This window comes from Flavobacterium sp., assembly GCF_017744675.1.
Classification (GTDB): Bacteria; Bacteroidota; Bacteroidia; order Flavobacteriales; family Flavobacteriaceae; genus Flavobacterium.
On the sequence record NZ_JAGIAV010000006.1, the window covers coordinates 262,007 to 288,771 of the forward strand.

23 protein-coding genes are annotated in these 26,765 nt (G+C 35.3%); 13 read left to right on the forward strand and 10 right to left on the reverse strand.

Annotated elements, in window-relative coordinates:
* Positions 1-92: 92 nt before the first annotated feature.
* Positions 93-1,154 (reverse strand): phosphatidylinositol-specific phospholipase C1-like protein, encoded by a 1,062-nt coding sequence (locus J7574_RS19840; protein WP_290972780.1) that lies wholly within the window; start codon positions 1,152-1,154, stop codon positions 93-95.
* A 265-nt stretch (positions 1,155-1,419) separates the two neighbouring features.
* Between J7574_RS19840 and J7574_RS19845 the strand changes: the two genes are divergently transcribed.
* From J7574_RS19845 to J7574_RS19865, 5 genes are all read left to right on the forward strand, one after another.
* Complete coding sequence (locus J7574_RS19845) at positions 1,420-1,944, forward strand: RNA polymerase sigma-70 factor (protein ID WP_290972788.1); 525 nt, start codon at positions 1,420-1,422, stop codon at positions 1,942-1,944.
* A gap of 83 nt (positions 1,945-2,027) precedes the next feature.
* Positions 2,028-2,951, forward strand: a complete 924-nt coding sequence (locus J7574_RS19850; RefSeq protein WP_290972791.1) for a FecR family protein — start codon at positions 2,028-2,030, stop codon at positions 2,949-2,951.
* Positions 2,952-3,021: 70 nt separating this feature from the next.
* Positions 3,022-6,303, forward strand: a complete 3,282-nt coding sequence (locus tag J7574_RS19855; RefSeq protein WP_290972794.1) for a TonB-dependent receptor — start codon at positions 3,022-3,024, stop codon at positions 6,301-6,303.
* 5 nt (positions 6,304-6,308) lie between these two features.
* Positions 6,309-8,078, forward strand: a complete 1,770-nt coding sequence (locus tag J7574_RS19860) for a RagB/SusD family nutrient uptake outer membrane protein (RefSeq protein WP_290972797.1) — start codon at positions 6,309-6,311, stop codon at positions 8,076-8,078.
* 505 nt (positions 8,079-8,583) lie between these two features.
* Positions 8,584-8,952, forward strand: a complete 369-nt coding sequence (locus tag J7574_RS19865) for an STAS/SEC14 domain-containing protein (protein ID WP_202004743.1) — start codon at positions 8,584-8,586, stop codon at positions 8,950-8,952.
* 71 nt (positions 8,953-9,023) lie between these two features.
* Here the strand turns inward: J7574_RS19865 and J7574_RS19870 are convergent, their stop codons facing one another.
* From J7574_RS19870 to J7574_RS19880, 3 genes are read right to left on the reverse strand one after another with little or no spacing between them, the layout of a single operon-like run.
* Positions 9,024-9,296, reverse strand: a complete 273-nt coding sequence (locus J7574_RS19870) for a PrgI family protein (protein WP_290972802.1) — start codon at positions 9,294-9,296, stop codon at positions 9,024-9,026.
* 42 nt (positions 9,297-9,338) lie between these two features.
* A complete protein-coding gene (locus J7574_RS19875) occupies positions 9,339-9,737 on the reverse strand; it encodes a hypothetical protein (protein ID WP_290972805.1) in 399 nt (132 codons plus the stop codon).
* Between the two features lie 33 nt (positions 9,738-9,770).
* A complete protein-coding gene (locus tag J7574_RS19880) occupies positions 9,771-10,256 on the reverse strand; it encodes a hypothetical protein (protein WP_290972808.1) in 486 nt (161 codons plus the stop codon).
* Between the two features lie 342 nt (positions 10,257-10,598).
* On the opposite strand from J7574_RS19880, the gene J7574_RS19885 reads away from it, so the two are divergent.
* Both J7574_RS19885 and J7574_RS19890 read left to right on the forward strand, forming a co-directional pair.
* Positions 10,599-11,072 (forward strand): CinA family protein, encoded by a 474-nt coding sequence (locus J7574_RS19885; RefSeq protein ID WP_290972810.1) that lies wholly within the window; start codon positions 10,599-10,601, stop codon positions 11,070-11,072.
* Between the two features lie 95 nt (positions 11,073-11,167).
* Positions 11,168-11,596 (forward strand): NUDIX domain-containing protein, encoded by a 429-nt coding sequence (locus tag J7574_RS19890; RefSeq protein ID WP_290972812.1) that lies wholly within the window; start codon positions 11,168-11,170, stop codon positions 11,594-11,596.
* Positions 11,597-11,600: 4 nt separating this feature from the next.
* Here the strand turns inward: J7574_RS19890 and J7574_RS19895 are convergent, their stop codons facing one another.
* Complete coding sequence (locus J7574_RS19895; protein ID WP_290973129.1) at positions 11,601-12,518, reverse strand: DsbA family protein; 918 nt, start codon at positions 12,516-12,518, stop codon at positions 11,601-11,603.
* A gap of 682 nt (positions 12,519-13,200) precedes the next feature.
* Here J7574_RS19895 and J7574_RS19900 point away from each other — a divergent pair.
* Both J7574_RS19900 and J7574_RS19905 read left to right on the forward strand, forming a co-directional pair.
* Positions 13,201-13,680, forward strand: a complete 480-nt coding sequence (locus J7574_RS19900) for a TlpA disulfide reductase family protein (RefSeq protein ID WP_290972815.1) — start codon at positions 13,201-13,203, stop codon at positions 13,678-13,680.
* 6 nt (positions 13,681-13,686) lie between these two features.
* Entirely contained in the window at positions 13,687-14,301 is a 615-nt protein-coding gene (locus tag J7574_RS19905) for a thioredoxin family protein (protein ID WP_290972818.1), read from the forward strand.
* 179 nt (positions 14,302-14,480) lie between these two features.
* Here J7574_RS19905 and J7574_RS19910 read toward each other — a convergent pair whose 3' ends face one another.
* From J7574_RS19910 to J7574_RS19925, 4 genes are all read right to left on the reverse strand, one after another.
* Positions 14,481-15,710, reverse strand: a complete 1,230-nt coding sequence (locus tag J7574_RS19910) for a PQQ-dependent sugar dehydrogenase (protein WP_290972820.1) — start codon at positions 15,708-15,710, stop codon at positions 14,481-14,483.
* A gap of 344 nt (positions 15,711-16,054) precedes the next feature.
* Positions 16,055-16,348, reverse strand: a complete 294-nt coding sequence (locus tag J7574_RS19915; RefSeq protein ID WP_290972823.1) for a DUF3861 domain-containing protein — start codon at positions 16,346-16,348, stop codon at positions 16,055-16,057.
* 25 nt (positions 16,349-16,373) lie between these two features.
* A complete protein-coding gene (locus J7574_RS19920) occupies positions 16,374-17,105 on the reverse strand; it encodes a LytTR family DNA-binding domain-containing protein (RefSeq protein WP_290972826.1) in 732 nt (243 codons plus the stop codon).
* Positions 17,102-18,151: a sensor histidine kinase gene (locus tag J7574_RS19925; protein WP_290972828.1), complete on the reverse strand. Its 1,050-nt coding sequence runs from the start codon at positions 18,149-18,151 to the stop codon at positions 17,102-17,104. The genes J7574_RS19920 and J7574_RS19925 overlap by 4 nt, the downstream gene beginning before the upstream one ends.
* A 265-nt stretch (positions 18,152-18,416) precedes the next feature.
* On the opposite strand from J7574_RS19925, the gene J7574_RS19930 reads away from it, so the two are divergent.
* The 4 genes from J7574_RS19930 to J7574_RS19945 all read left to right on the forward strand — a co-directional run bounded on the left by J7574_RS19930 (position 18,417) and on the right by J7574_RS19945 (position 25,047).
* Complete coding sequence (locus J7574_RS19930; RefSeq protein WP_290972830.1) at positions 18,417-19,571, forward strand: efflux RND transporter periplasmic adaptor subunit; 1,155 nt, start codon at positions 18,417-18,419, stop codon at positions 19,569-19,571.
* A gap of 5 nt (positions 19,572-19,576) precedes the next feature.
* Positions 19,577-22,747 carry an efflux RND transporter permease subunit gene (locus tag J7574_RS19935; protein ID WP_290972833.1) on the forward strand — a complete coding sequence of 1,057 codons (3,171 nt, stop codon included), beginning with the start codon at positions 19,577-19,579 and terminating at the stop codon, positions 22,745-22,747.
* A gap of 18 nt (positions 22,748-22,765) precedes the next feature.
* Positions 22,766-24,172, forward strand: coding sequence for an efflux transporter outer membrane subunit (locus J7574_RS19940; RefSeq protein ID WP_290972835.1), 1,407 nt, complete (start codon positions 22,766-22,768; stop codon positions 24,170-24,172).
* A 392-nt stretch (positions 24,173-24,564) separates the two neighbouring features.
* Positions 24,565-25,047, forward strand: coding sequence for a hypothetical protein (locus tag J7574_RS19945; protein ID WP_290972838.1), 483 nt, complete (start codon positions 24,565-24,567; stop codon positions 25,045-25,047).
* Between the two features lie 320 nt (positions 25,048-25,367).
* Here J7574_RS19945 and fucP read toward each other — a convergent pair whose 3' ends face one another.
* Positions 25,368-26,672, reverse strand: coding sequence for an L-fucose:H+ symporter permease (gene fucP, locus J7574_RS19950; RefSeq protein WP_290972841.1), 1,305 nt, complete (start codon positions 26,670-26,672; stop codon positions 25,368-25,370).
* Positions 26,673-26,765: the final 93 nt, after the last annotated feature.

Genomic DNA, 26,765 nt, shown 5'->3' on the forward strand with positions numbered 1-26,765 from the left:
CTTTTTATTTATAAACTTAGCTTAAAAAACTTCGCGAACTTTGCGTAAAATCTTTGCGAACTCTGCGGTTAAATTCTCAATCTTTATCCAAACTAATTAGTTACAGGATTATTTCGAACATAACTTCCGTCATCGTATTTAATTTGGTACGGAGAATTGAAGAAAGTGCTTGGCAGATAATAATCAGTAGTAATGATTTGCGCGCCTGATTTTTTGGCGGCCTCAAAATGTGTGTAATCATTGGCACGTGCTTCTTTAGTATCAGAATCGGCTCGGGTTCTTATGATGTAACCTTTTTTTACTAAATTGGTAATTGTTGGATCTTCGGCATTATTTCTGAATAAAGTTGCGGCTTCTGGTTTTCCTGGCTCTGCGTTAATAAAAACGGCGCGTCCCTTAAGGGACGGATGATTCAATGCGTACAAATCTCTTTTTGCGCCGTTGTTATCTAGTAAGAATAAAAATCGTCCTTTGGCTTCTTTTAAAGTTGGCCAATTGTTGTTTAACACTGCTTCTCCGAGTGTTTTGTATTTTCCGCGTACCATGTCGGGCGTAATCAGTTTGCCTTTTCCTAATTCTTTACGGATCACTTTATCCATTTGATCGAAAACCGCTGCGGTAAAATCTTCTGGTTTTGTTCCGAAGAAATTTGCGTCTCCGTCTTTTGGTTCCAAAGTGATGAAAACAGGAATATGACCTGGATTAGCATCCGACCATTTTTTTAATTCCTGAAGGCAGATTTCGAATGTATAGCAAGAAGTTCTAAAATCGATATCGGGCATGTGAAAAACTTTAAAACCTGGTTTTTTCATCAATCCGTTTGGGTCGTAAGCTTCTTCAGATTTCGCGATATCCAAACCTTTCGGATGTGCATATTTTCCGCCTTTAGTGTCAGCAAAAATATCAATTTCTAGATTGCGTAAACCTTTGTTGAGCTGATCGGTAATACTAATATGAGTGTATTGCAAACCTTTAAGAGAACGAGTGGTGTCTCTGGCTTGAATGAGATTGTATAAATCAGTTTCGATCGCTTGACGATAACTGTTATGCGATCCGATAACCTGAATCTGGTTAATTTTCAGATTGTCGTCTTGCGACTGAGCACTTAGATTTAAAGAGCTGGCAAATAATAAAGTGAGTAAAAATGGTTTCATGATTCTAAAATGTAATTGATACTGTTGACTGGGGACGCACCAAAAGAAAATTGCATTTTTTGAAAGGGACTAAGTTAAAATCGGAATGCGATATGTGTGTTAGATTAAAAAAAAGAAATCGCAAAGTCATTTCTATTTCTGCTTCAAAAAAGTAGTATTTCTACAGCAAAAGTATTTATTTATTAATTTAAAGATAACCTTGACGCAAAAAACATTGGCTTTTCATTTTATTATTTTACGGTATTAAAAAGCCTGTAATTGCCGTATGAATAATCCTGAAATTTTTGAAAAAACGTATAACCAATATTGGAAAAAGCTCAATGCATTTTCTTATACGATGACTCAGGACAAAGACTTGGCGCAGAACATTGTTCAGGATGTTTTTGTAGATTTATGGGAAAGAAAAGAAGAACTGAATATTAATGCGATCGAACCATTTTTATTTCGTGCGGTTAAAAATCAGGTTTTCAAACATTATCAGAACAATCGTTTTGATAAGACTATTTTAGAAGAAAAATTCGAAGATTACATTATAGACAATTTTTCAACTATAGATCCAGAAATTATGGATCTGCTTTATGCTGCATTAGACAAACTTCCAGAGAAAAGAAAAGAGGTTTTATTGATGTATAAGTTTCAAGATATGACCATCGATCAGATTGCAGACGAACTCGGAATTTCAAAGCAAACTGTAAAAAATCAAATTTCATCTGCTGTAAAACAACTTCGCGAAGGCTTAAAAGACTTGGCTTGGCTGGCTCCAATCATTATTTTTAACACTAAATTTTAAAATAACTTTCGCTTGATGTTTTCATAATATTCGGCAATAGTACGATTTCGAGTTCCTAGTACTTATCTATAACAATAAGTATTATGATAAAAAGAATTAAACATAGTTTAGACTATTTGCTCGATAAAAGTTCGCGAGGAAAAACTTCATCGGCAGAAGAAAATTTATTGCACGATTTTGCTTTTGAGGAATATCAAAATTCAAAATGGGATAATGATCTTATGGGAAATCCAGAGATCGAATCTCAAAATATCTACGACGAAATTCAGCTAAGAATTGGAAAGAAGAAATCTTTCCGTGCTTACATAAAATATATGGCCGCTGCCAGCATTCTTTTTCTGCTTGGTTTAGGATTTTTCTTGAAACCAGATGTTTTAAACCAAAAACAAATCACATTTAATACGTCATCGATCCCCCAATCTATCCAATTAAGTGACGGTTCGAAAATTTATCTGGCAGCAAACTCATCATTTCAGTATCCTGAAAAATTTGAAGGCGATCAAAGGACAGTTTCTTTGCTAAAAGGAAACGCATTTTTTGAAGTGGCCAAAGATAAAAAGCACCCCTTTATTATTTATTCTGGTGAAATACAAACCAGAGTTGTAGGAACTTCATTTCACATTCAATTATCAAAATCAAACTGTAAGGTAATTGTAGTAACCGGAAAAGTAAATGTTTCTGGAAAAGGGCAGAGTGTAGATTTAGTGCCTAATCAAGAAGCTTTATTTGAAGCTCAAAAGTTAACCAAACAAATGGCAGATAAAGCATTTTTGGTGAATTGGTACAATCAAGATGTAACGCTAGATCAAACTACTTTAAAGCAAGTTATTGCCATTTTACAATATAAATACGGAGTTTCATTTCAGTATAACAACGAACACGTATTAGCAACGCCGTTAACGGTATTCATCAAGAAGGACGCGACATTAGAAAATGTTTTGGAACAAATAAATTATATCACCAACCTAAAATTTAAAGTCTATGGCGAAATAGTAAAAGTGGATTAAAAACAAAAAAAGCAGTTGCGGGAACAACTGCTATTAATAATTAAGCATCGTAAAAACAATTACTTAAATCATGTATTTTAAACCTTCTTATTTAAATCTAAAGAGTTTTGTCTTTTTAGTCCTGGCTTTACTTGCCTTTCAGAGCGGCTACAGTAAAACGAACTTAAAAGAATCAAAAGTAGCAAATAAAATAGAAAAAGCGACCCTTGTATCTATTTTTTCAAAATTAACACAACAAACCGATTACAAATTCAGTTACGGACAAGCTGTAATTGCTGATAATACTGCCTATGCTGTAAATTTTAGCAATACCTCGATTACTGCCATTTTGAATGACCTTTCGCAAAAAGCAAATTTCAATTATAATATTAATGGCAAACTGATTTTAATTCAAAAAACAGCTGCACCAAAAGCGGTAAACACAAAAGTTGTAGATAGAATTAAAGTAAAAGGAAAAGTTGTTGACGAAAATAAACTGCCAATTCCTGGCGCAACAGTAACAGAAACAAGTTCGTCAAATGCGGCAGTTACCAATTTTGACGGAGAATTTGAAATTACAGTTGGAGAAGGAAAAACGCTTGATATTTCTTATATGGGTTATAAAACCAAAACGGTTGCAGTGCAAACTGGTTTTATGACCATTCAATTAGAACCAAATACGGCTGAATTAAATGAGGTTTTGGTTGTAGGTTACGGAAAACAATCTAAAAAAGACGTTACGGGCGCCGTTACGCAATTGGAAGCAGCAAACTTCAAACAAGGTGTCAACGTTTCTGTAGATAATTTAATGCAAGGAAAAGTGGCTGGTGTGCGTGTGGTAAACACAAGCGGTGAGCCAGGAGCGGGAGTAAACGTAACCATTCGTGGAGTTGGATCTATTAGAAGCGGAAGTACGCCTTTGTTTGTTGTAGATGGTGTGCCTTTGTCTAATGATGATGTAAGCCCTTCTGGAAGTAACGTAGGTTTTGGAACTTCTTCGGCTAAAAATCCGTTAAACTTTTTGAACACAAGCGATATCGAATCGATTACCGTTTTGAAAGATGCATCGGCTGCTGCCATTTATGGAGCAAGAGGTTCTAACGGAGTAGTTTTGGTAACGACTAAAAAAGGTTCTAAAGGTGAAGGAACATTAACTTTTGATACTTATACGGGAGTTGCCACTGTGGCGAACAAATTGGATGTTTTAAGCGCAAGCCAATATAGAAATGCAATTAAAGATAAAGCATTTGACCACGGAGGAAATACAGATTGGCAAGATGTAATATACAGAAGTGCAATTACTACAAACAATTCGCTTTCTTTTTCTAAACAGACAGATTCTGGAAACTATTATGCTTCGATTGCACAAATGGATCAGGAAGGTGTGGTTCGCAACAGTAATTTCAAACGTCTTTCTGGAAGAATTAACGCAGCAGAATCATTTTTGGATAACAAACGTTTGAAAGTAAAAATGAATCTTACAGCGAGTGAAACAAAAGATGATGGAGTTCCAACAAGTGATGACGGAGGTTCTAACGGACAATTGATCGTTCATACTTTGATGGCAAATCCAACGCGTTCGGTTTTTGATGCAAATGGAAAATACACGAATTTCAACATGAACGCGCATTACAATCCGGCCTATTTGTTGAGCATCTACCAAGATCAAACGAGAACATTGAGAGTTTTAGGAAACTTAGAAGCTTCTTTAAGAATCATTGATGGATTAGAATACAAATTAAATATCGGCGTTGATCGTTCGATGGCAGAAAGAAACACGACTATTTTTCCAAACTTGACCGATTTAAATCCGAAAGGAAAATATGTTCAGAATAATTTAGATTCTAAAAACTCTCTAGTTGAGCATTATTTGACTTACAATTTAAATTTAGATAAGCATAAAATTGAAGCTTTGGCTGGTTTCTCTTATCAAAAATTTGAAAGATCGGGAACAAGTTTCAGTATCGACGGAATTGCGAATCAAGGCGAGGGAGTTCCTCCATCAATCAATCCTGGATTTAAAGGAACACAATCTGGAACAACGGGTTATGCACAAGAAAACGAATTGCAGTCTTATTTTGGAAGGTTGAATTATAGTTTCGACAACCGATATTTGGTAACGGCTTCTATGAGAGGCGACGGATCGACTCGTTTTGGTAAAAACAATAAATACGGTTATTTCCCATCTTTTGCTTTAGGATGGAATATTGCTAACGAAAGTTTCCTGAAAGAGTCTTCGACTTTGAACAATTTAAAATTAAGAGCGAGCTGGGGACAAACAGGAAATCAGGAAGTTGAAAATAAAATTACGCAGGCAAGTTATTCATTATCTGGAGCTGATGGCTATTATTTATACGACGATTTAAATTTAGTAAACGGAGTATCTGTAAACAGAACGCCAAATCCTGATTTGAAATGGGAAGTGGTAACGCAGTATAACGTAGGTTTAGATTTCAATTTATGGAACGACAAATTGTACGGAACATTAGATTATTTCAATAAAACCACTACCGATGCAATTTTGAATGTTCCTTCTCAAGCTTTGAGTCCGACCACTACAATCTGGACCAATATTGACGGTAAAATTATCAATAAAGGTATCGAGTTTATGTTAGGTTCAAAAATAGTCGATACTAAAAACTTCACTTGGAATATTGATATGAACGGTGCGACTTTGAATAATAAAATTGAAGATCTTCCGGTTTCAGAAATTTTAACAGGAACCATTTCAGGACCTGGACAATCGGGTGTAAATGCCAATATTTATAAAAGCGGTTACGCAGCGGGATCATTTTATTTATTAGAGCATATTGGCTTTGATGCAAACGGAGGAAATATATTTAAAGATCAGAACGGAGACGGCAAAATTGATAATAGCGATAGAATTATTATTGAAGGAGCCTTGCCAACTTTCTACTACGGATTTAACAGTGATATGAGATACAAAAACTTTACGTTCTCATTCTCTATTATCGGACAAACAGGCGGTTATTTATTGAATAATACAGGTTTAAATGCTTTAAATATAAACAACTTGGCATCAGATCGTAACGTAGCTACAGGTTATTATGAGTCTGGAGCAAATCCTGCCAACTCGCCAATTTTGTCTACTTTATTCTTAGAAAAATCAGATTTCATTAGATTGAATACAGCTCGTATTGGTTACAATTTTGACTTAAAAGGATTAAACTGGATCAACGGATTAACGCTTTACATAACGGGTCAGAACTTAATTACGATTACAAATTACACAGGTTACGATCCGTTAATCAATAGTCCGAAATCAAATGGAGGAAACCAATCGATTGGTATCGATTATGCAAGTTATCCAACTTCTAGAACATTCAGTTTTGGAGCAACTTTAAAACTATAATTATTATGAAGACAACTACAATTTTTAATATAAAAACATTAGCAATATTTTCTTTTATATGGCTTTTTGCAAGCTGTACAAACCTTGACGAAGTGGTGTTGGATGAGGTTTTAGGAGAAGATGCTTCAAATCCTGCTGGAGCTCTTGCAGCAGCTTATGATCGTTTGGGAGACGGAACTTTTGTAGATCACGGAGGTGTTTTTTCTTTACAGGAATACACTACAGATGAAGCAATTTTGCCAACTCGCGGTAGTGACTGGGGAGATGGTGGAAAATGGAGAGACATGCACGAGTTTACATGGAAATCGGATAATGCGATTGTGGTGGATAACTGGAATAAATTGACCAACGGAATTACGCGTTCGTTAACTGCAATTCAATCAGTGGAAGAAAGTTCAATTCCAGAGAAGAAATTATTTTTAGCGGAAGCGAAAGGACTTTTAGCGTATTATTTATACACAACTTTAGATTTGTACGGACAAGCGCCATACAGAGATCCGATGAATCCGAATGCGCCTTTGCAGATTTTAAAAGCCGATACGCAAATCGATAAATTAATAGCTGATGTAGAAGCTCTTCTTCCAGATTTGGCAGAAATGGGAACACAGCAAACGCACCACGGAAGATTTACAAAAGAAGCGGCTTACGGATTTTTAGCAACCATGTATTTAAACCGTGCTGTTTTTAAAGATCGTTTCAATACAGCTTCAACCTTCAATTTTAATGAAGCGGCTGCAACTGGAACAGGAACAGACATGGATCGTGTAATTTATTATACTTCATTGCTGATTAATTCTGGAAAATATTCTTTAGAAAGTGATTATTTCAAAAACTTCGCAAGAGACAATGAGAAAGGAAAAGAATTGATTTTTGCGATTTCTCAAAAGATCGATTACATCAGAAACGGTTCAAACAGTTTCGCTTATGTGTGTATGGAGCGTAACCAAAGAACTTCTGCTGCAAATAGAGGTACAAACGCTGCGTGTACAACTCCTGAGTTTTTTGCAACATGGGATGGAAACCATGACGACCCAAGATTCCAACAGAAATACCAATATGGAGATGGAACGTGGTTTATGAATGACGGTACAGACGTGAGCGTTCCTGCAACTGATATTGTACCTAAAAGCGCTAATTTGCCTTGGTTTCACTTTAATAGAGGAATTCAGTACGGACCACAATATGGACCAATCTTATTGTCTTCTGGTTCGTTGGAAATGCTTAACGGACGTATCAAAGTTTCGCCATTAGTAATGGAAAAAAGCACCACAACAAGAATGGATTTTACACCTTCTTTAACTTTCAAAAATCCTGCTCAAGCGGTTTTTGCTCAAAACGAAATCAATCAGGGAGCACGTATTTTTAAATATGAGTTTGATCCAGAAGGAGGAAACGGAAACAGCAATGTAGATATTCCGTTATATCGTTTAGGAGGAATTTACACGATGAGAGCTGAGGCGTATTTTAGAAAAGGAAATACAGGTCAAGCCATGGACGATTTGAACAAATTGCGTACAAGCAGAAAAAGAGAATCTTTATATGGAGGCGTAACTGGTAAAGCTTTGACTTCAATTGACCAGACTATTCTATATAACGAAATTGGTTTTGAATTGTATTGGGAATTGTACAGAAGACCACAAATGATCCGTTTCGGAAAATTTGATCTTCCAGGAACAGCAAAATCAGCTTCAGAACCTTATAGAAGAGTTTTCCCAATTCCGCAGTCCACAATTGATGTGACTAAAGAATTCAAACAAAACCAAGGATACAATTAAGTTTGTGTGTTAGTTTATTTTTTATTTTTTTCAAAAAGCCTGTTTCGATTAGATGCAGGCTTTTTTTTTGAGATTCTAAGGGACTAAGATGCTAAGATTCTAAGTTTTTTTCTTTGCTTATTTTTTACAAATTGTAAAAATTTTACACACAAAGATTATCCGTAAACACGCACTGCAGTGTGTCTCTTCGGCATGACGATTTTATAAAAAAATGTCCGCAAAGATTAATTGTAGAGACGCACTGCAGTGCGTCTAACGTATTTTAGGGAAAATAAGAATGGAAAAACCTTGCGTTAGATGCACAGCAGTGCATCTCTATAAGTAACAACGAGAAAAAACTTAGAATCTCAGAACCTTAGCATCTTAGTATCTTAAAAAAATATAATAAACGTATAGTTAAATGTAAGTGTTATCTGATTGATAATGAGTATATTTGAGTTGGAATTAAAAATGCTAAAATATTTCAAATAGAATTTCATTAAGTAACTCAAAAAGTATAAAAATCATGATACATCAAATTGATACTACAGATAATATTGTTGCCTTTAGAGCATTGGCAGAAGTAACAAAAGAAGATTTTTTGACTACTGTAACTCCAGCAGTTGAACATTTGGTAAAACAGATCAATGAAATTAATTTTTTGCTGGTTTTGGATACTGACATTAAAAATTTTACACCTGGCGCTTGGCTAGAAGACGGACTTTTGGGACTTAAGCATTTAGGAAAATGGAATAGGGCTGCAATAGTTACAGATACAGAAGAAATTATCTCTTTTACAAACGGATTTAGTTATATTGTCCCAGGTGAATTTCGTGGTTATAAAAAAATAGATTTTAATAAAGCATTAAATTGGGTTGAAGGAAATATCTCGTAACGCAATCTTCTAAAATTGAAAAGAGCGCTCATCTTAGATAAGCGCTCTTTTTTATGATAGTCTATATACGATTAATGATTATATTCGATACCGCTACTAGATTGTGCATCAATTTTTTCTTTAGTTACTTGATTGTATTTTTTATAACAAGCCGATGCTAAAATTGGCAACGCAAGACTTCCTACTACTGCACTTGCTTTTTTGTGCCCTGTTTTCTTTAAAACTGCCGATGCCAAAAGAACACCAACACCAGCGCATACCATTTGTTTTACTGACAGATTTAATGGTTTACTTTCAGGTTTAATTCCGTGTAACAATGGGTCTATAAAATTCAAATTCTCCATGATGTCAATTTATTTTAATTATACTTACTTTAATAGTTATTTTTAATTTTTATTCTCGTTGCTGTCAGTTTCGCTTTCAATTTTCTCTATTTCGACCTTTTCTTTCTTAATCGCTTGGCGTAGTAGAGCAAAAAGGCTCATGTAGACATTTGCCATAAAAACCAGAGAAAACCCTGCCAAAATATATCCTCTCCAATCATTTAACAAAAGTTTATAATCGCAAATAATCAGAAAGGCAATTGTAACGTAATGGCTAAAGCAATATTCGCACGTAAGAAGGTAAAAGAACTTTCTCGATAGTATGTATTTGTCATTTTTGGAATGTCTGACACACCATTCGTGAGGTTCTCTAAAAATCTCTTCGTGAGTGACAGTCCAGCTAATACAAGCAATTGGAATTGCAAGTAAAAAAAGCCAGACAATTTGAGTTGCTAAAGTCATATCAATTATGCATTACAATTTACAAAATTTTCGCTATTCTCTAGGATGATTTTCAGGATAATGTTCGGCGTCAAAATCATTTAATTCTTCATCCTTATCCAGATCGGTGTCTTTTTCGATATCGTTTTTATAATCTGAATCAGGATCATATTCGTCGTTTAAATCATCTGGAGTGTCATCATTTGTTATGGCATCATCTTCATTAACAACTCTTTCTTGATTCGGAATATTTTCTGCTCTTATAGTATTGTGTTCAAAATCTCCTTTTGGATGCGACGGATCTTCAACAAACTCTTCGTGATATTGATACGGATCTTCATCTCGTGCATAATTATCATTATCAATCAGAGTATTTTGTTCATAATAATCGGGATCGCTTTCGCCAAATTCGCGGTTATCATGTTTCTTCAGAACTTGCTTAAACTGGTCTTCATTAGAATAAGTACCATCAGCAAGCGTATTTTGTTCGATATAATCAGGATCAAATTGACCATAATCATGGTTGTGTTGCTTTTCCATAATAGTGTTTTTTTGATTTGTTATTTTCTAATTCTTGAATCTTCGCATAGAAGACTAATGTTCTTTACAGTTATTCTGTAATACTGTGCAAAATAGCTTTCTTCGTTATGAGTATTTTGAGCTCGTATCGATTATTTTGGCATATAAAAAGCATAACTCAAAAAAGCTGTATTTACAAATTTAGCTAGTTAATACTTCAGAATCTTTATAAGAAATTATATTATAGTTGCATAATTAACAGTTACTTATAATATAAATATTGTAAGAAATTATGTAAGTTTAGTAGAATGGAAAGAATCTACATTTGAGATGAAATTAATGTGTAATTAAATCTATACCAATATGGCATCAGAAAAGGTAACAGCTTGCTGTCAGGCTTTAATAGAGAAGAACATGACAATATCATTTGCAGAAAGTGCTTCTGCTGGAAAGATGTGTTATGAATTTTCGACAGTTGTTAATTCGGGAAAAATTCTAATAGGAGGAATAGTTTGTTATCATTCTTCGATGAAAGAGGATTTATTGCACATACCGTGGGGAACAATTGAACACTACAGTGCCGAATCTGCGGAGGTAACCAAATTGATGGCACAGAATTTTTGCCGTTATATCAATTCTGATATTTGTGTTGGATTAACAGGACTGACTACACCAGGCGGAAGTGAAAGCGACTCAAAACCTGTAGGAACGATTTTTATCCACATAATTTTTGCCGAAAAAGAGATTGCCAAGCGTTTTGAATTTAAAGGAACACCAGAAGGCATTATCAATCAGGCAATAGATGTGGTAGCCGATTTGATTTTGAAAGAAATATAATTTAAAATTTAGATAGATATAAAGCCGTAAAGAAATTAAACTTTACGGCTTTTTAATTTTTAAATTTGCATCTCAAGAATCTTGATTTCCTTTTTATGAAACCTCTCTCTAGTTTTAATGTAAGAACATATGCTATTTGCGAAAGCAATAATAAGATTTTAGCACTTTACGAATATCACAAAGGCCAACTATTTTGCAAACTTCCAGGCGGCGGTGTAGAATTCGGCGAAGGTATTCTAGATTGCCTTCACAGAGAGTTTTTGGAGGAACTCAATGTAAAAATAGAAATAATAGAACACTTGTACACCCAAGAACATTTTGTTGAATCTATTCTAGACGACGGAAGGCAGATTCTTCTGATTTATTATATCGTAAAAATCACTAATCTAGAAGATATGAAAATCAGCACTCCCGATATTAACCGATTTGAATGGATTGATGTAAATGAAAACCCATTTGTTCTGCCAACTGATAAAATTGCTCTTGATAGATATAGAGAAAAATCTAAAACAAAAAATCAATAGTCTTCTACTTTTTAATATAAAGAGAACCGTTTTTGATTGTCTTTTTATCTAATAAACCTTGCTGATACAATGTTTCCAAAGTAGCTTTAGCCTCAGAGATTGATTTGTCTAAAATAACAGCGTATTCTTTTGTCGCCAATGTGGGGAAAATATCAAATAAATCTAACGGATTTTCATTTTTAATCTTCTTCTTTTTTGCATCTGGAAATAAGGCTAACAAAGCATTTTCATAAGAAGCATAAGGTTTAGAACCGTAAATAGTAAGTTGGTTGTTATTAGCATCAGCAAAAAACAAAGTAGGAAAACCTCGTACGCCAAGCGTTCTGCCCAAGTTTAAATCTTCTTGAAAAAGCTTTTTAGCAACCCCATCATAATCTGCTTTTAGTTTTTCGACATCTAAACCAGCGATTTTGGCTGCTTCGGCTATGTTTTCCCATTTTGCAATATTCTTTTTATCGAGATAAAGTTTTTCGCGAAGAATTCGCATAAAAGAAACCGCTTTTGCTTTATTCTGCATTTGTGCCGCTTTCATGGCAATACAAGAAGGATAAGAAGAATCTAACGGATCTTCAATCCAAACATTGCCGTCGATTGGCATTTCGTAATGTAAACTAGCTTCTTCCCAATGATGCGCTACATCTGAAGGTTTGCTTATTCCGCCACTGTTGTAACTCCAATCGGGCAATAAACCACCCATTCGGTAATCAATTTCAAAATAATCACCATATTCTAGTTTTAATTTTCGAAGTTGAGGTTCGATGCCCCAGCAAGAAGAGCAGATTGGATCAGTATAGTAGACAATTTTCACAGGTTTATTTTCTGTTGAGATTGCTGTTTTTTCATTCGATTTTTCGCCAATAGGCATTTCGCACATTCCGCTCACAGGATCGCATAGCAACGGATTTGTTTTCTCTTCATTCATTTTAGAACTCGTTTGCGATTGGCAGCTCACACTGCAAATCAAGATTAATAGCATCGATAGTATTTTCATAAAAACTTTTTAAATCTACTCTCGAGATTTTTTTGTGAATTTACAGCAAAGTTGAGGTGAATATCAGTGCCAGTCAATTAGTCAAAAAAAGATGACTGGAAAAAAAGATGATGATAAAATGTTTCGAATCTACGATTCTCGATTTCTAATGTCATAATTTTTCGTTGGATTAAAATCCAACGCTACAATATTAATCGAGCCTAATGGCTCTTTTTTATATTAGATTTGTATAATTTGATTTTTAAAATTCCATAGGATGTTTGTTTTGCAGTGACTCAATTTCTAATGACATAATTTTTTCGTTGGATTAAAATCCAACTCTACAATATTGGTTGAGCCTAACGGCTCTTTTTTACATTAGATTTTATAATTTACTTTTTTTAAAATTCCATAGGAATGTTCTATTTTGTAGCAACGGATTTTAATCCGTTGTAAAATATTATACAAAGATTTAAAGTTCTGTAGGAACGAAACATAAAGAAAAACTTAGAACCGTAGTATCTCAGAATCTTAGCATCTTAAAAAAAAGACCATTAAATTTTCATTAACAAAATCTAATTACGCATTAGTTTATATTTGTAAGAAACAAATTAATTTTAAGGTCAAAAGATCTATGAAAAATAAACTTTTAAAAATTTCCTTTTTTCTGTTTTTGCTTTTTTCTGTAAAAGGATACAATCAGAATGTGAAGCTATTGACAATTAATCAGCTGAACGAGCGAATCAAAAACGGAAAAGACAGCACTTATGTCGTTAACTTTTGGGCGACGTGGTGTGCACCATGCATAAAAGAATTGCCACATTTCGAAAAATTGGGAGCAGAACATAAATCAAAGAAATTGGCTGTTTTATTGGTGAGTTTGGACTTTAAATCAAAGCTAGCTTCAAATGTAGTTCCGTTTGTGAAAAGGAAAAATTTAAAGAATGAAGTTTTTCTATTAAACGAGAGCAGTCCGCAGGAATTTATAGATAGAATAGACCCAAGTTGGTCGGGAAGTATTCCGGCAACGCTTTTTATTAAAAATGACAAACGAAAATTTATCGAAAGCGAGTTTACCTACGAACAATTATTAACTGAATATAAAAAACTGTAAACCATTATGAAGAAAATAATCTTATTACTAGCATTGGCATTTTCTGCTTTTCTATCTCACGCACAAAATGCAGCAACGCTTAAAGCAGGCGATGCAGCTCCAGATTTCAAACTGAAAAACGTTGACAACAAAGACGTTTCTTTCGGAACTTTTAAAGATGCAAAAGGATATATCGTAGTTTTTACGTGTAATACTTGTCCGTATGCAATCGGATATGAGCAGAGAATTATCGATTTGAATAAAAAATTCAAACCACAAGGATATCCAGTAATTGCCATTAATCCAAACGATCCAGAAGCTTCTACTGCAGATACATTTGCAAAAATGCAAGATTTGGCAAAAGAGAAAAAGTATTCTTTCCCATATTTATTTGATCCAGGGCAAAAAATTACTGATGAGTATGGAGCAAAACGCACTCCTCATATTTTTATCGTTTCTAAAACAGCAAAAGGAAATGTAGTGGAATATGTTGGAGCAATTGATAACGATCCAGAAGGAAACAATCCTCAAAAAGTGAAATACGCAGAAGATGTAATCGCATCACTAAAAAGCGGACAAAAACCAGCAATAACACAAACTAAAGAAATTGGCTGTACAGTAAAAAGAAAAGCGAAAGCTTAGTTTTTTTGTTTCAGGTTTCAAGTTTCAAGTTTCATGTTTCATGTTTCAAGTTTCAAGTTCTACCTTGATGCATAGTGTAAAAACATGAAACTTGAAACTAAAAAAAACAAAATCTTTAAAAACACGAAACGCCCCATATTGGGGCGTTTTTGGCATGTAATAATGAACAAGTTTACTTTTTATTTTTTATCAATTTTGTAAAGTCTTCCTTGATCGGTAACGGCGTATAATGCTTCATCTTTTCCTTGTGTAATATCTCTAAATCTTTGCCCTTCTCCGGCTAATAATCTTTCTTCACCAGCCACTTTATTGTCTTTAAAAGCTAAACGTACGATATGCATGCCACTCAACGAGCCAATAAATAGATTATTTTGCCATTCAGGAATGCGGTTTCCAGCGTAGAAAGTCATGCCACTTGGCGACACTACAGGATCCCAGTAATAAACAGGCTGCTCCATTCCGTCTTTTTGTGTAATACCCTCTCCAATTTTCGTACCACTATATTCAATTCCGTAAGTAATTGTTGGCCAGCCATAATTTGCTCCCGCTTTAATTCGGTTAATTTCGTCTCCACCTCTAGGTCCGTGTTCGCTTTGCCATAATTCACCCGTTGTTGGATGGATCGCCAGACCTTGCGGATTTCTATGCCCGATAGTGTAAAGTTCTGGTAAAGCTCCCGTTTGGGTAAAAGGAGGATTTCCTGGTGCAGCTTGTCCGTTTGTGGTAATACGAACAATTTTACCTAAACTGCTAGTTACAGATTGCGCCAACGGACGCGTTTCTAATACAGATCTTTCTCCAATGCTGACAAATAAATTTCCAGTTTTGTCAAATAAAACGCGGCCTCCATAATGTAGTGTGCTTGCGTTTGGTGTATTCGAACGGTAAATTACAGTTGTATTTTCAATAGCCGTTTCATTGTTTGATATTCGCCCTTTTGCTACAGCGGTAATATTTCCGCCAGCTACAACCTCAGAGAATACCCAATAAATCATTCGGTTTGTTTCAAATGATGGATCTAAACAAATTCCTAATAACCCTCCTTGATCTGCAGGATTTACGGATGGAACTCCAGTTAGAGGATTGCCAATAACACCAGCTTGTGTCACAATTCTAATTTTACCCGATTTTTCGGTTACCAAAAGACGTCCGTCAGGAAGATAGGCAACTCCCCATGGTGCGCTTAAACCGTTGGTGATTACTTTAGCTTCGTAGTTTGTGGTAGTTTGGATGCTTCCTGCACGCGTTTGTCCAGAAAATGCGGGCTTATAAGTGGTATTGGCTGCGCCAGTTTCAACAGGAGGTCCTGTTGGGCCCGGATCGGTGCCAGGGTTAGTATTGTCGTTATTCGAACAGCTGGCTAAAGCAAGAATTCCGGCAAGAAGAAAAATACTTTTTTGAATTATCATAATGCTTTCATTTTAATGGTTAAAAAATAATTTTTGCATTATCAACATTTCGAAAGAGAAGTAGAGATTCGTTAACTATGAAATGGTCAGTTTCGCACGAAATCCTACGTTTTATTTTCAATTAAGAATGCCTAAATGCTTTTATCATTTTATGTGAAGCGAAGAATTTCAAAACAGAAATTAAACTTCATTTTTGAAAAGCATTTAGTGGGACATGCCTAATTGGAACGGAAAATTGCTATAAAATATTGCCAGTAAGAATTCGATTGTTTTTTTCTTGGCAGAAATTTAACATTCAAAATTTAAAGAAAAATCGCGCTGAGGGCTGATTTTTAAAGAAGATTTTAAAGACTTTTTAATTTTTTCATGAAGATGGGAAAAACTTCATTCAATTCTTCAAAAAGAGGATTTTTTCTGTTTTTTAATTTGATTTCAGTAAACAATTTTAATCCTAAAGCAAATTGAACAGCTTCAGATTCGTTTGCAAAAATGTTTTTAGATTTTATTCGTTCTATAATTCCGAAGATTTCGTCGTGATTGTCAAATTCGATTCCAAGTTCTTTTGCTGGTTTGGTCTCTCCATTAGCATATTCCTTAAGGCTTAGAGTAAGGTAATATTTGTTTGATCTTTTTTCCATGATTATTGTAATTCTAATTCTAATTTTATTTTAGCCACTTATCGACCAATGTTTTAAAAGCTTCTTTGTATTGTTCTCCAACCGTGATTTCTATTTTGTCGATAAAAATTGAGTTTTTGCTTATGGCGCTTATTTTGTCTAGAGAAACAATAAACGAGCGATGGACGCGCATAAACTTGGATGAAGGCAATTTTTCTTCTAATGCTTTAAGTGAAATAAGAGACATTAAAGCTTTTTGAGAATCTTCAAGATGTACTTTTACATAATCTTTTAAACTTTCGATATAAGTGATGTCTTTCAATGAAATTCTAACCCATTGGTATTCTACTTTCAAGAAAATAAATTCATCGTCTGCGGCAATAGAAGTAAAGGTATTGTTGGCTTCTTCTGTTAATTGTAAAACCTTGCTCGAAGCGCGAAGAAATTCTTCGTAGCTGAAAGGTTTAAGGAGATAATCTACGGCATTTACACGATAGCCTTCAATCGCATAATGATTGTAAGCTGTAGTAAAAACGATTTTTGGCAATGGTCCCGCTTGATCTTGAAGAAGTCTTGCCAACTCCATTCCGCTCAAATTGGGCATATTAATGTCTAAGAAAACCAAATCGGGTTTTGTCTCTCGAATGATGCCCATTGCGTCTACTGCATTGTCGCAAGTTGTTATTAATTCTAAAAAAGGAGTCTGTTGTATAAACGTTTCTACCAGTTTTAAAGCCAATGGTTCATCATCTACTGCTATACATTTTAATACGGTCATTGCTCTAAAGTTATTTTCAATTTAATTTTATAAGTTCCGTGATCGGTAACGCCAAAAGAAATATAATGCTGATTCGGATAAATCAATTGCAGTCTTCGTTTGGTGTTTGTTAAACCAATTCCGCCTTCCTCTGAAACCGATGTTTTTTCGAAAAAAGTATTTTCTACTTCAAATTCCAAATTCGTATTATTTTGCCAAAGTTTAATGTGTATTTCGCTTTTATCAGTTGCATGCACACCATGTTTAAATGCATTTTCTACTAAAGGTAGTAATAACATTGGTACAATTGGGTAATCGTGCAGTTTTTCAGGTATTTCTGTTGTAATCGTCAATTTGCTGTTGGCACGAAGTTTCATTAAAGCGATAAAATCTTTTAAGAATTCTACTTCTTTAAGTAATGTCGTACGTTCACCTTCGGTGCTGTAAAGCAAATAGCGCATCATTCTGCTTAAAGTATGCAAGGCATTTCTAGAATCTTCGATATCAGTATAAGTCAAAGAATAGATGCTGTTTAACGAATTAAAAAAGAAATGCGGATTTATTTGCGCTTTCAGCATGGCCAATTCTGCCATTGTTTTGTCTTGTTCCAATTTCAGTTTGTGCTGAGCCGCTTTTTGCCAATGCGTTAACATGGCCCAACTGGTACTGATTCCTAAAACTAGTAATGTAAGGGTGAAAACGTAATTGTCAAAATATGGATTTTTGTATTTTTTAAAGCCAATAGCCTTCATAATCTGATTGTGAAGGTCGGTTTGCGAAGTATAAAAATAGGCAATTAACTGCATGGCAATAACTGCAGCAAATGCCCAAATTAAAAAAGCCGAAGTATTGTCTTTAATGATGGTTTTGGGAACTATAATTTTTGCCGTTGAATAAAAAAGAATAATGAGTAAAAACAGTACAATGCTCTGCCAAAGCCAGAATGCTTGCGGAAGCACAACATTCCAAGTTAGCGGGATATAAAACAGCATAAGGTACCCTAATAGAGACCAGCCAAGAATGTGTAATCCGGTAAATAAATAAGGCCTAAAAAAATTTGGTGCCATTAGAATTTATGATTTTAGGGACAATATTACATTTTATTTGAATATGAAATTTAGGCAATCGCTAAACCCCGATTTAGAGTCTCTAAAAAGCATTTTAGAGCCGATAAGACAAAAATTAAACACTTGTTTAATATTTGAAAAAATTCCGTCGGCTCTCATCTTGCCTTTATCGATTGTCTTTCGGTCTTCGTCTATTTGAAAATTTTTGTGTGTTATATTTTAGTTCTTTTGTTGGCATATAATAGATAATTACACATTTTTTACAATGAATAAGCAATCATTTTTAAGCATTCTAGCAGCATCACTTATTATCGCTTCTTGCGGTAAAAATGATAAATCGGCACAAGCCGGAGGAGCTCCGCAGATTAAAGAATATAAGACTGTGGTATTACAGCCAGAATCAGCTACGTTACACAGCGATTTTCCGGCTAGTATACAAGGACAGCAAAATATAGAAATCCGCCCAAGAGTTGAAGGTTACATCGACAAGATTTTTGTTGATGAAGGCGCAGTTGTAAAAGCAGGACAGCCATTGTTTAAGATTAGTGCTCCAGAATATGAGCAGCAAGTTCGTACAGCAACGGCAAGCATTAAAAGTGCTCAGGCAGATGTAAGTTCAGCAAAATTGGCTGTAAACAAAGTAAGACCATTGGTTGAAAAAGGAATTATCAGCAAATACGATTTAGAGTCTGCACAATATACTTATGAGTCGGCTGTTGCTTCTTTAGCGCAGGCAAACGCAGCTTTAGTAAATGCAAAAGTAAACTTAGGGTATACAACGGTAACAAGTCCAGTAAATGGAGTTGTGGGATCAATCCCATTCCGTTTAGGAAGTTTGGTTAGCTCTAACACGGCAGAACCTTTAACAACAGTTTCAAGTATTGGGAATGTATATGCCTATTTTGCTATGAATGAAAAAGTCTTGCTGAATTTTACTAAAGACGCTGGAGGTTCATTAAACCAAAAAATAAAAAGCATGCCGGAAGTTTCTTTATTGCTTTCAGATGGTTCAACTTATGATCAAAAAGGAAAAATAGAAACTGTAAACGGATTAATCAATACAGAAACAGGTACTGTAAATTTTAGAGCACGTTTCCCTAACCCAAAAGGAATTATCAGAAGCGGAAGCAGCACAACGGTTAGAATTCCAAATGACGTTAAAAATGTAATTATAGTTCCTCAAAGCGCAACATTCGAACTTCAAGATAAAATTTTTGCAGTAGTTGTGGGTAAAGACGGAAAAACTAAAAATGCCAATATCACAGTTCTAGACAATTCAGCTGGCAATTATTATGTAGTGACAAGCGGTTTAAATGCTGGAGATCAAATTGTATTAGAAGGCGTAGCCTCTCTAAAAGAAGGAACTGAAATTAAAGCCCAAAATCAAAGCCCAGAAACAGTTTACGCCGATTTAAAATAAAAAAAATGTTTAAAAAATTTATACAAAGACCCGTACTCTCGACGGTAATATCTGTTATTATCGTTATTTTAGGTGTTTTAGGCCTAATTGAGTTACCTATATCGCAGTATCCAGATATTGCGCCTCCAACTGTAAACGTCGCTGCCAGTTATACAGGTGCCAATGCCGACGTGGTACTGAAAAGTATCGTAATTCCGTTGGAAGAACAGATTAATGGTGTAGAAAACATGACTTACATGACTTCTACAGCAACCAATGACGGAAACGCCTCTATTAAAATTTTCTTTAAAGTAGGTACAAATCCAGACCTAGCAGCGGTAAACGTTCAGAACAGGGTTTCTAGAGCAACCAGTTTATTGCCAGTAGAGGTTACTCAAGCTGGGGTTACCGTTACCAAAAGCCAGAGTAGTAACTTGTTGATTTTCTCTTTATATAGTGAAGATAAAGCATACGATCAAACGTTTCTGCAGAACTATGCTAAGATCAACCTTGTACCGCAAATTCAGCGTGTAGTTGGGGTGGGAGATGTGACCGTTTTTGGTGCAAAAGATTACTCTATGAGAATCTGGCTGAAACCAGATGTAATGCAGCAATACAAATTGATTCCGAGCGATATTTCGGCTGCTTTGGCTGAACAAAATATTGAAGCTGCGCCAGGTAAATTTGGTGAAAACGGAGATCAAGCTTTTCAATATGTAATTAAATACAAAGGACGTTTAACAACGGCGCAAGAATTTGAAGACATTGTAATCAAATCGGTTGGAAACGGACAAATGCTTCGACTTAGAGATGTGGCTAAAGTTGAATTAGGATCTTTAAGTTATGCTTCGACAATTAAAACAAACGGTGTAGAATCGGCAGCGATGGCCATTAGCCAGACTCCAGGATCTAACGCGCGTGACGTAATCAACAATTCTAAAAAACTGATTGACGAAGCTGCGAAAAATTTCCCGAAAGGAGTTAAATATACCACTCTTGTTGACGTAAACGAAAACTTGGATGCTTCGATTGAAAAAGTAATCCATACGTTGGTAGAAGCTTTTATTCTAGTTTTTATCGTAGTATTTATTTTCCTTCAAGATTTTAGATCGACTTTAATTCCAGCAATTGCGGTTCCGGTTGCGATTGTAGGTACATTTTTCTTCCTGAATTTATTCGGATTTACGATTAACTTATTGACGCTTTTTGCGATGGTTCTGGCCATTGGTATTGTGGTCGATGATGCAATTGTGGTCGTGGAGGCCGTTCACGCCAAACTCGATCATGGCTATAAATCGGCTAAAAAAGCAACGATACATGCGATGGACGAAATCTCTGGAGCGATTATTTCGATTACTTTGGTAATGGCCGCGGTATTTATTCCAGTAACTTTTATTGGAGGATCAACCGGAGTTTTCTACAAACAATTTGGTATTACATTAGCCGTTGCGATTATTCTTTCGGCAGTCAATGCATTGACTTTAAGTCCAGCGTTGTGTGCACTTTTATTGAAACCTCATGCCGATGACCATAAACATAAAAGCTATTTACAGCGTTTTTATACTTCATTTAACGTGGCGTTTGATAATGTTACGGCAAGATACAAACGTTCGGTAAGTTTTCTTTCTGCAAAGAAATGGATTGCTCTAGCCGCTATTGTAATAGCAGGAGCTGCATTAGTTTATATGATGAAAACAACGCCTTCAGCTTTCGTACCATCTGAAGATCAAGGAACAGTTTTCGCTAATATTAGTTTGCCGCCTTCAGCTTCGATGGAGCGTTCAGATGTTATTGCAAAAAGAGTAGACAGTATTGCAAAGACAATTCCTGGAGTTAAAAATACACTTCGTATTGTTGGGCAAAACTTTACAGCGGGTGCAGGTAGTGCTTATAGTATGGTTATTGTAAAATTGCTTCCGTGGGATCAGCGTGAACTAAGTGTTGACGATGTTATCGGACAGCTTTTTGCCAAGACAAGCGGAATTCGTGAAGCCAATATTTTCTTTATTTCGCCGCCAACCATTCAAGGTTTTGGACAAAGTGGCGGATTCGAATTTCAATTGCAAGATAAAGGAGGCCATACCACTTCTGAATTTTATAAGGTAAATAACGAATTCTTAGCCAAACTATCTGAGCGTCCAGAAATTCAATATGCGACAACACCATTTAACCCTGGATTCCCTCAGTATATGATGGATATTAATTTAGCGAAAGCGAAAGATGCAGGAGTTTCGGTAAATACGATTTTATCAACCATGCAAGGATATTATGGCGGATTGTACGCTTCGAACTTCAACAAATTCGGAAAACAATATCGTGTAATGATTCAAGCTTCACCAGAGTTTAGAACCAATACGCAAGGATTAAATAAAATCTTTGTTCGTAACAGTGCTGGAAACATGGCACCAATTACAGAATTTGTAAAAATGACAAGAGTTTTTGGTCCAGAATCGATTTCAAGATTTAACTTGTTTACTTCGATTTCGATTACAGGAGCTCCAAAACCGGGTTACAGTTCTGGAGATGCAATTAAAGCAATTCAGGAAGTGGCGGCAGAAAATCTTCCCGCAGGTTATGGTTACGAATTCTCAGGTTTAACGCGTGAGGAATTGGCATCAGGAAGTGAGACAATTTTCATTTTCATTCTATGTTTGGTATTCGTTTACTTCTTGTTGAGTGCTCAGTACGAAAGTTATATTTTACCATTTGCCGTTTTATTCTCCATTCCGTTTGGATTGGCGGGAGCATACTTGTTCTCGATTATTTTCAAATTGAACAGTAATATTTACTTGCAGATTTCTTTAATCATGCTGATCGGATTGCTGGCGAAGAACGGTATTTTGATTGTCGAATTTGCCTTAGACAGAAGAAGAAAAGGTCTTCCGATTTTACAAGCCGCAATTGATGGAGCTGTAGCGCGTTTACGACCTATTTTGATGACTTCATTTGCCTTTATTTTAGGATTGGTTCCGTTGATGTTTGCAACAGGAGCAGGTGCGGTCGGTAACAGATCGATTGGTACAGGAGCTGTAGGAGGAATGTTAATCGGTACAATTTTAGGGGTTTTCGTAATTCCTGTATTGTTTATCATTTTCCAAACCTTACAAGAAAAAGTAAGCGGTCCAGCTAAAGAGGGTTATGATGATGAGGATGATGATGAAGACGAAATTCATTTAATAGAAGCTCACAAAGACTAAAATTTAATTACAACAAAGATGACGAATAGTTCAAATAAATATATTTTACTGGCCATCACAGCAGCGCTTATTAGTGCGTGCTCTGTTACCAGTAAATACGAACGTCCCAATACTTTAAAAACCGATCAATTGTATCGCGATCAGTCTTCTGCAGATTCGACTGCAATTGCAGATATGCCTTGGAATACTGTTTTTAAAGATCAAAAACTGAATGCCTTAATTCAGAAAGGATTAGATCAGAACCTGAATCTGAAAAATGCGATTGAGAATATTGTGCAAGCAAGAGCTTCTCTGCGTCAGAGCAAATTGGCTTATTATCCTTCATTGCAATTGGATGCCAACGTAACGCATAACAAACAATCTCAGGCAGGTTTAAACTTTCCGGCAGGAATTAACATCAATACTTTAACAACAACTTATAAATTAGGCGTAAGCACTTCTTGGGAAATTGATGTTTGGGGAAAATTAAGCAGTTCTAAAAGAGCCGCTTTAGCAACTTATTTAGCTTCTGATGCGGCAAAACAAGCAGTTCAGACACAATTGATTGCAGATATTGCGAATAATTATTTCTTGCTTTTAGCTTATGACAAACAGTTGGAAATTACAGAACAGACTTTAAAAACCCGTATCGAAAACGTTGAAACGATTAAAGCTTTAAAAGAAGGTGCAATTGTAACTGGTGCAGCTGTTGTTCAGAGTGAAGCCAATCAGCATGCCGCAGAAGTTTTGATTCCAGATTTGAAACAAAACATTCGTGAGACAGAAAATGCGATAAATATACTTTTAGGACAAGCTCCTGGACCAGTCGACAGAGGTGTTTTAGGAACACAGATTATTCCTGAGAAAATCGCAATCGGAATGCCTGCTCAATTGTTAAACAATCGTCCTGATGTCCGTCAAGCGGAATTTAACTTCAGAGTAGCTTTCGAATCTACTAATTTGGCTAAAACCTATTTCTATCCAAGTTTAACACTTACAGCAAGCACCGGATTCTCAAATTTAGAATTAAACGATTTCTTCAGCCATTCGATTTTTTATTCGATTATTGGCGGATTGACACAGCCTTTATTCAATAATGGAATTAATAAAATGAGATTGACAACTGCACAGTCACAACAATTGCAAGCCTACAATAATTTCCAGCAAAGTCTTTTAGTGGCGGGTCAGGAAGTTTCAAATGCTTTGTATTCGTATCAAATGGCGGTTGAAAAAGAAGATTCGAGAGCAAAACAAATTGCCGCTTTAGAAAAAGCAGTAGACTTTACACAAGAACTTTTAGAATATAGTTCAGCAACCAATTATACAGATGTATTAACATCGCAACAAAACCTTTTAGCGGCGCAGTTAAGCGGAGTAGCTGATAATCTGCAAAAATTACAAGCCGTTATTAATCTATATAGAGCGTTGGGTGGTGGCTGGAAATAGAGACAGAATTTCTTAAAATTGTACGTTTGTCGTTAGAATTGTGTCTTTGGTCTAATAAATATTTAAAATTGCAACCATTTCTTTACTTTTGATTCATCATTCAAATTAATATAAAAGAGAGTTAGTAGAGTTCCACATAGATGATACTTTTGAAGTAAAATCACTAACAAAACATGACAAATAAAACGCCTCAGTAATGAGGCGTTTTTATTTATAATATATAATCTTGCTATTTTAAATTGGCAGACCAAAAGACTTCCACATCAAATACATCGTTTAAAAAATACTGTTCGTCGATTTGTTTAGTATATTTATATAATGAATGCTTAAATCTTAAATTTTGGCATTAATTTCGATTAATAGTTAGTAAATTAACATTTAAATTTAAAGACATGAAAAAGTTAATATTCGCCTCAGTACTTTTTATGAGTGCATTTTTTGCTCAAGCGCAAGTATCGGTAAATGTAAATATTGGCACTCCTCCAAATTGGGGACCAATAGGCTACGATAACAGCAGGTATTATTATTTGCCAGACATCGATGTGTATTATGATATAAATCAAAGTGTATTTCTTTACGATAACAGCGGAAAATGGATTCGCGATAGAAGACTTCCGTCAAGATACAGACAATATGATTTGTACTCTGGTTACAAAGTAGTTTTGACAGATTATAGAGGAGATGCTCCTTATTACTATCATTCAAAACACAGAGCTAAGTATCCAAAAGGCTACCATGGAAAACCTCAAAAAAATAGAGGTGAAAAACCTAAAGGAGACAATGGCAACCATTACGGAAATGATAAAGGAAACAAAAAAGGAAAGTCAGACAAAGATGACCACGACCACGATCACTCTAATGGGAAACACCATTAATTCTAAAGAAATGCGATTAAATAAAACGCTTCCATTCGGAGGCGTTTTTTATTGACACTAATTACACGAATTGGCACGAATTTTTGACAAAACAGATGTTTATAATTAGTGAAAATTCGTGTAATTAGTGGCAAAAAAATTAAATCAATTACCTCCAGCTTTAGCTAGAGGTTAACAGATGCTGCATTTATAGGCTTTAGCCAAATTTATGAGTAAAGCCTTTTGTTTTTTATAAATAAAAACCTCCAGCTTTAGCTGGAGGCAATTGATATTAAAAAAATAAATTTGTGCTAATTCGTGTAATTTGTGGCTAAAAAAAACTATTCTGTAACCGCTTTCACTTTGTGCCCAAACGCTCCAAAAGAAAGAATAATCAAAAAGCACACTAACGGAATAATATATCCAGACTGAATATCATCATGATTCATATCGATTAAAGTTCCCATTCCGTACGGAATAATTGCACCACCCACAATCGACATTACCAGCCAAGAAGAACCCGTTTCGGTATTCGATTTTAAACCTTTAATTCCCAAAGAAAAGATAGTAGGAAACATAATAGACATGAAGAATCCAATTCCTCCAAGCGCATAAATTACCACGATTCCTGAACCGTAAATAGCTACTAAACATAGTAAAACACTCACAACACAATAGATCGATAGCAAGACATAATCTTTTACAAAGCGCAAAAAGAAAGTTCCAATAAAACGTCCTGCCATAAAAAGGAATCCGTAAACTCCTAGGTAATATCCAGCTGTTTTCTCGTCTAACCCAGCTCCTTGCTGGGCAATTCTAATAAAGAAACTCGTAATGCACACTTGTGCTCCCACATAGAAAAACTGTGCTACAACGCCCCAGCTTAAATGTCTAAATTTTAGAACAGAGAAAAAACCAGGTTTAATTTCAGCTTCAGCGTGACTTGCTTTCATTGAAGGCAATTGTACAAAATAGAATATAACCGCAACCAAAACCAAAACGCTTCCTAATACGATATAAGGCATTTTTACAGAAGCCGCTTCACCCAATAAGTAAGCTGCTTTTTCGGCCTCAGGCATTGCTGCCATTTGCTCTTTTGTATGATTGGTTCCAGAAAGAATAAATAACGAACCCACAATTGGCGCTACCATTGCCGCTAATCCGTTGAAAGAAGCCGCTAAGTTCAATCTCTTTGAAGAAGATTCTGCAGGCCCTAAAATCGCTGCGTAAGGGTTGGCGCTAGTTTCTAAAATCGTTAATCCACACCCAATTACAAATAAAGCAAATAAGAATAACTCATACGTTCGCGTATTAGCAGCGGGAACAAATAAAAATGCTCCAATAGCAAAAACTAGTAAACCTGTGATAATACTGTTTTTGTAACCAAACCTTTTAATTAGCATTCCCGCAGGAATCGCCATAATAAAATAAGCAAAGAATACAGAAGTATCGATAAGAGTAGATTGGCGATTGTTTAATTCACACGCTTTCTTCAAGTGCGGAATCAAAACAGAATCAAGATTATGGGCCATTCCCCATAGAAAAAATAGGCATGTAACTAAAATAAAAGGAAGAAGATATTGTTTTTGATTTCCTCCTTCTGTTGGCACTTCGTGTTGATCGCCAGCTTGGTTTGTAATTTGCATGGTTTAGATAGTTTTTTAGTTTTTTTTGAGTTGTTAAGTTTCTAATTGCTTTTATACATCAGCTCTTTCAAAGGAATGCCTAAATTAGGTTGG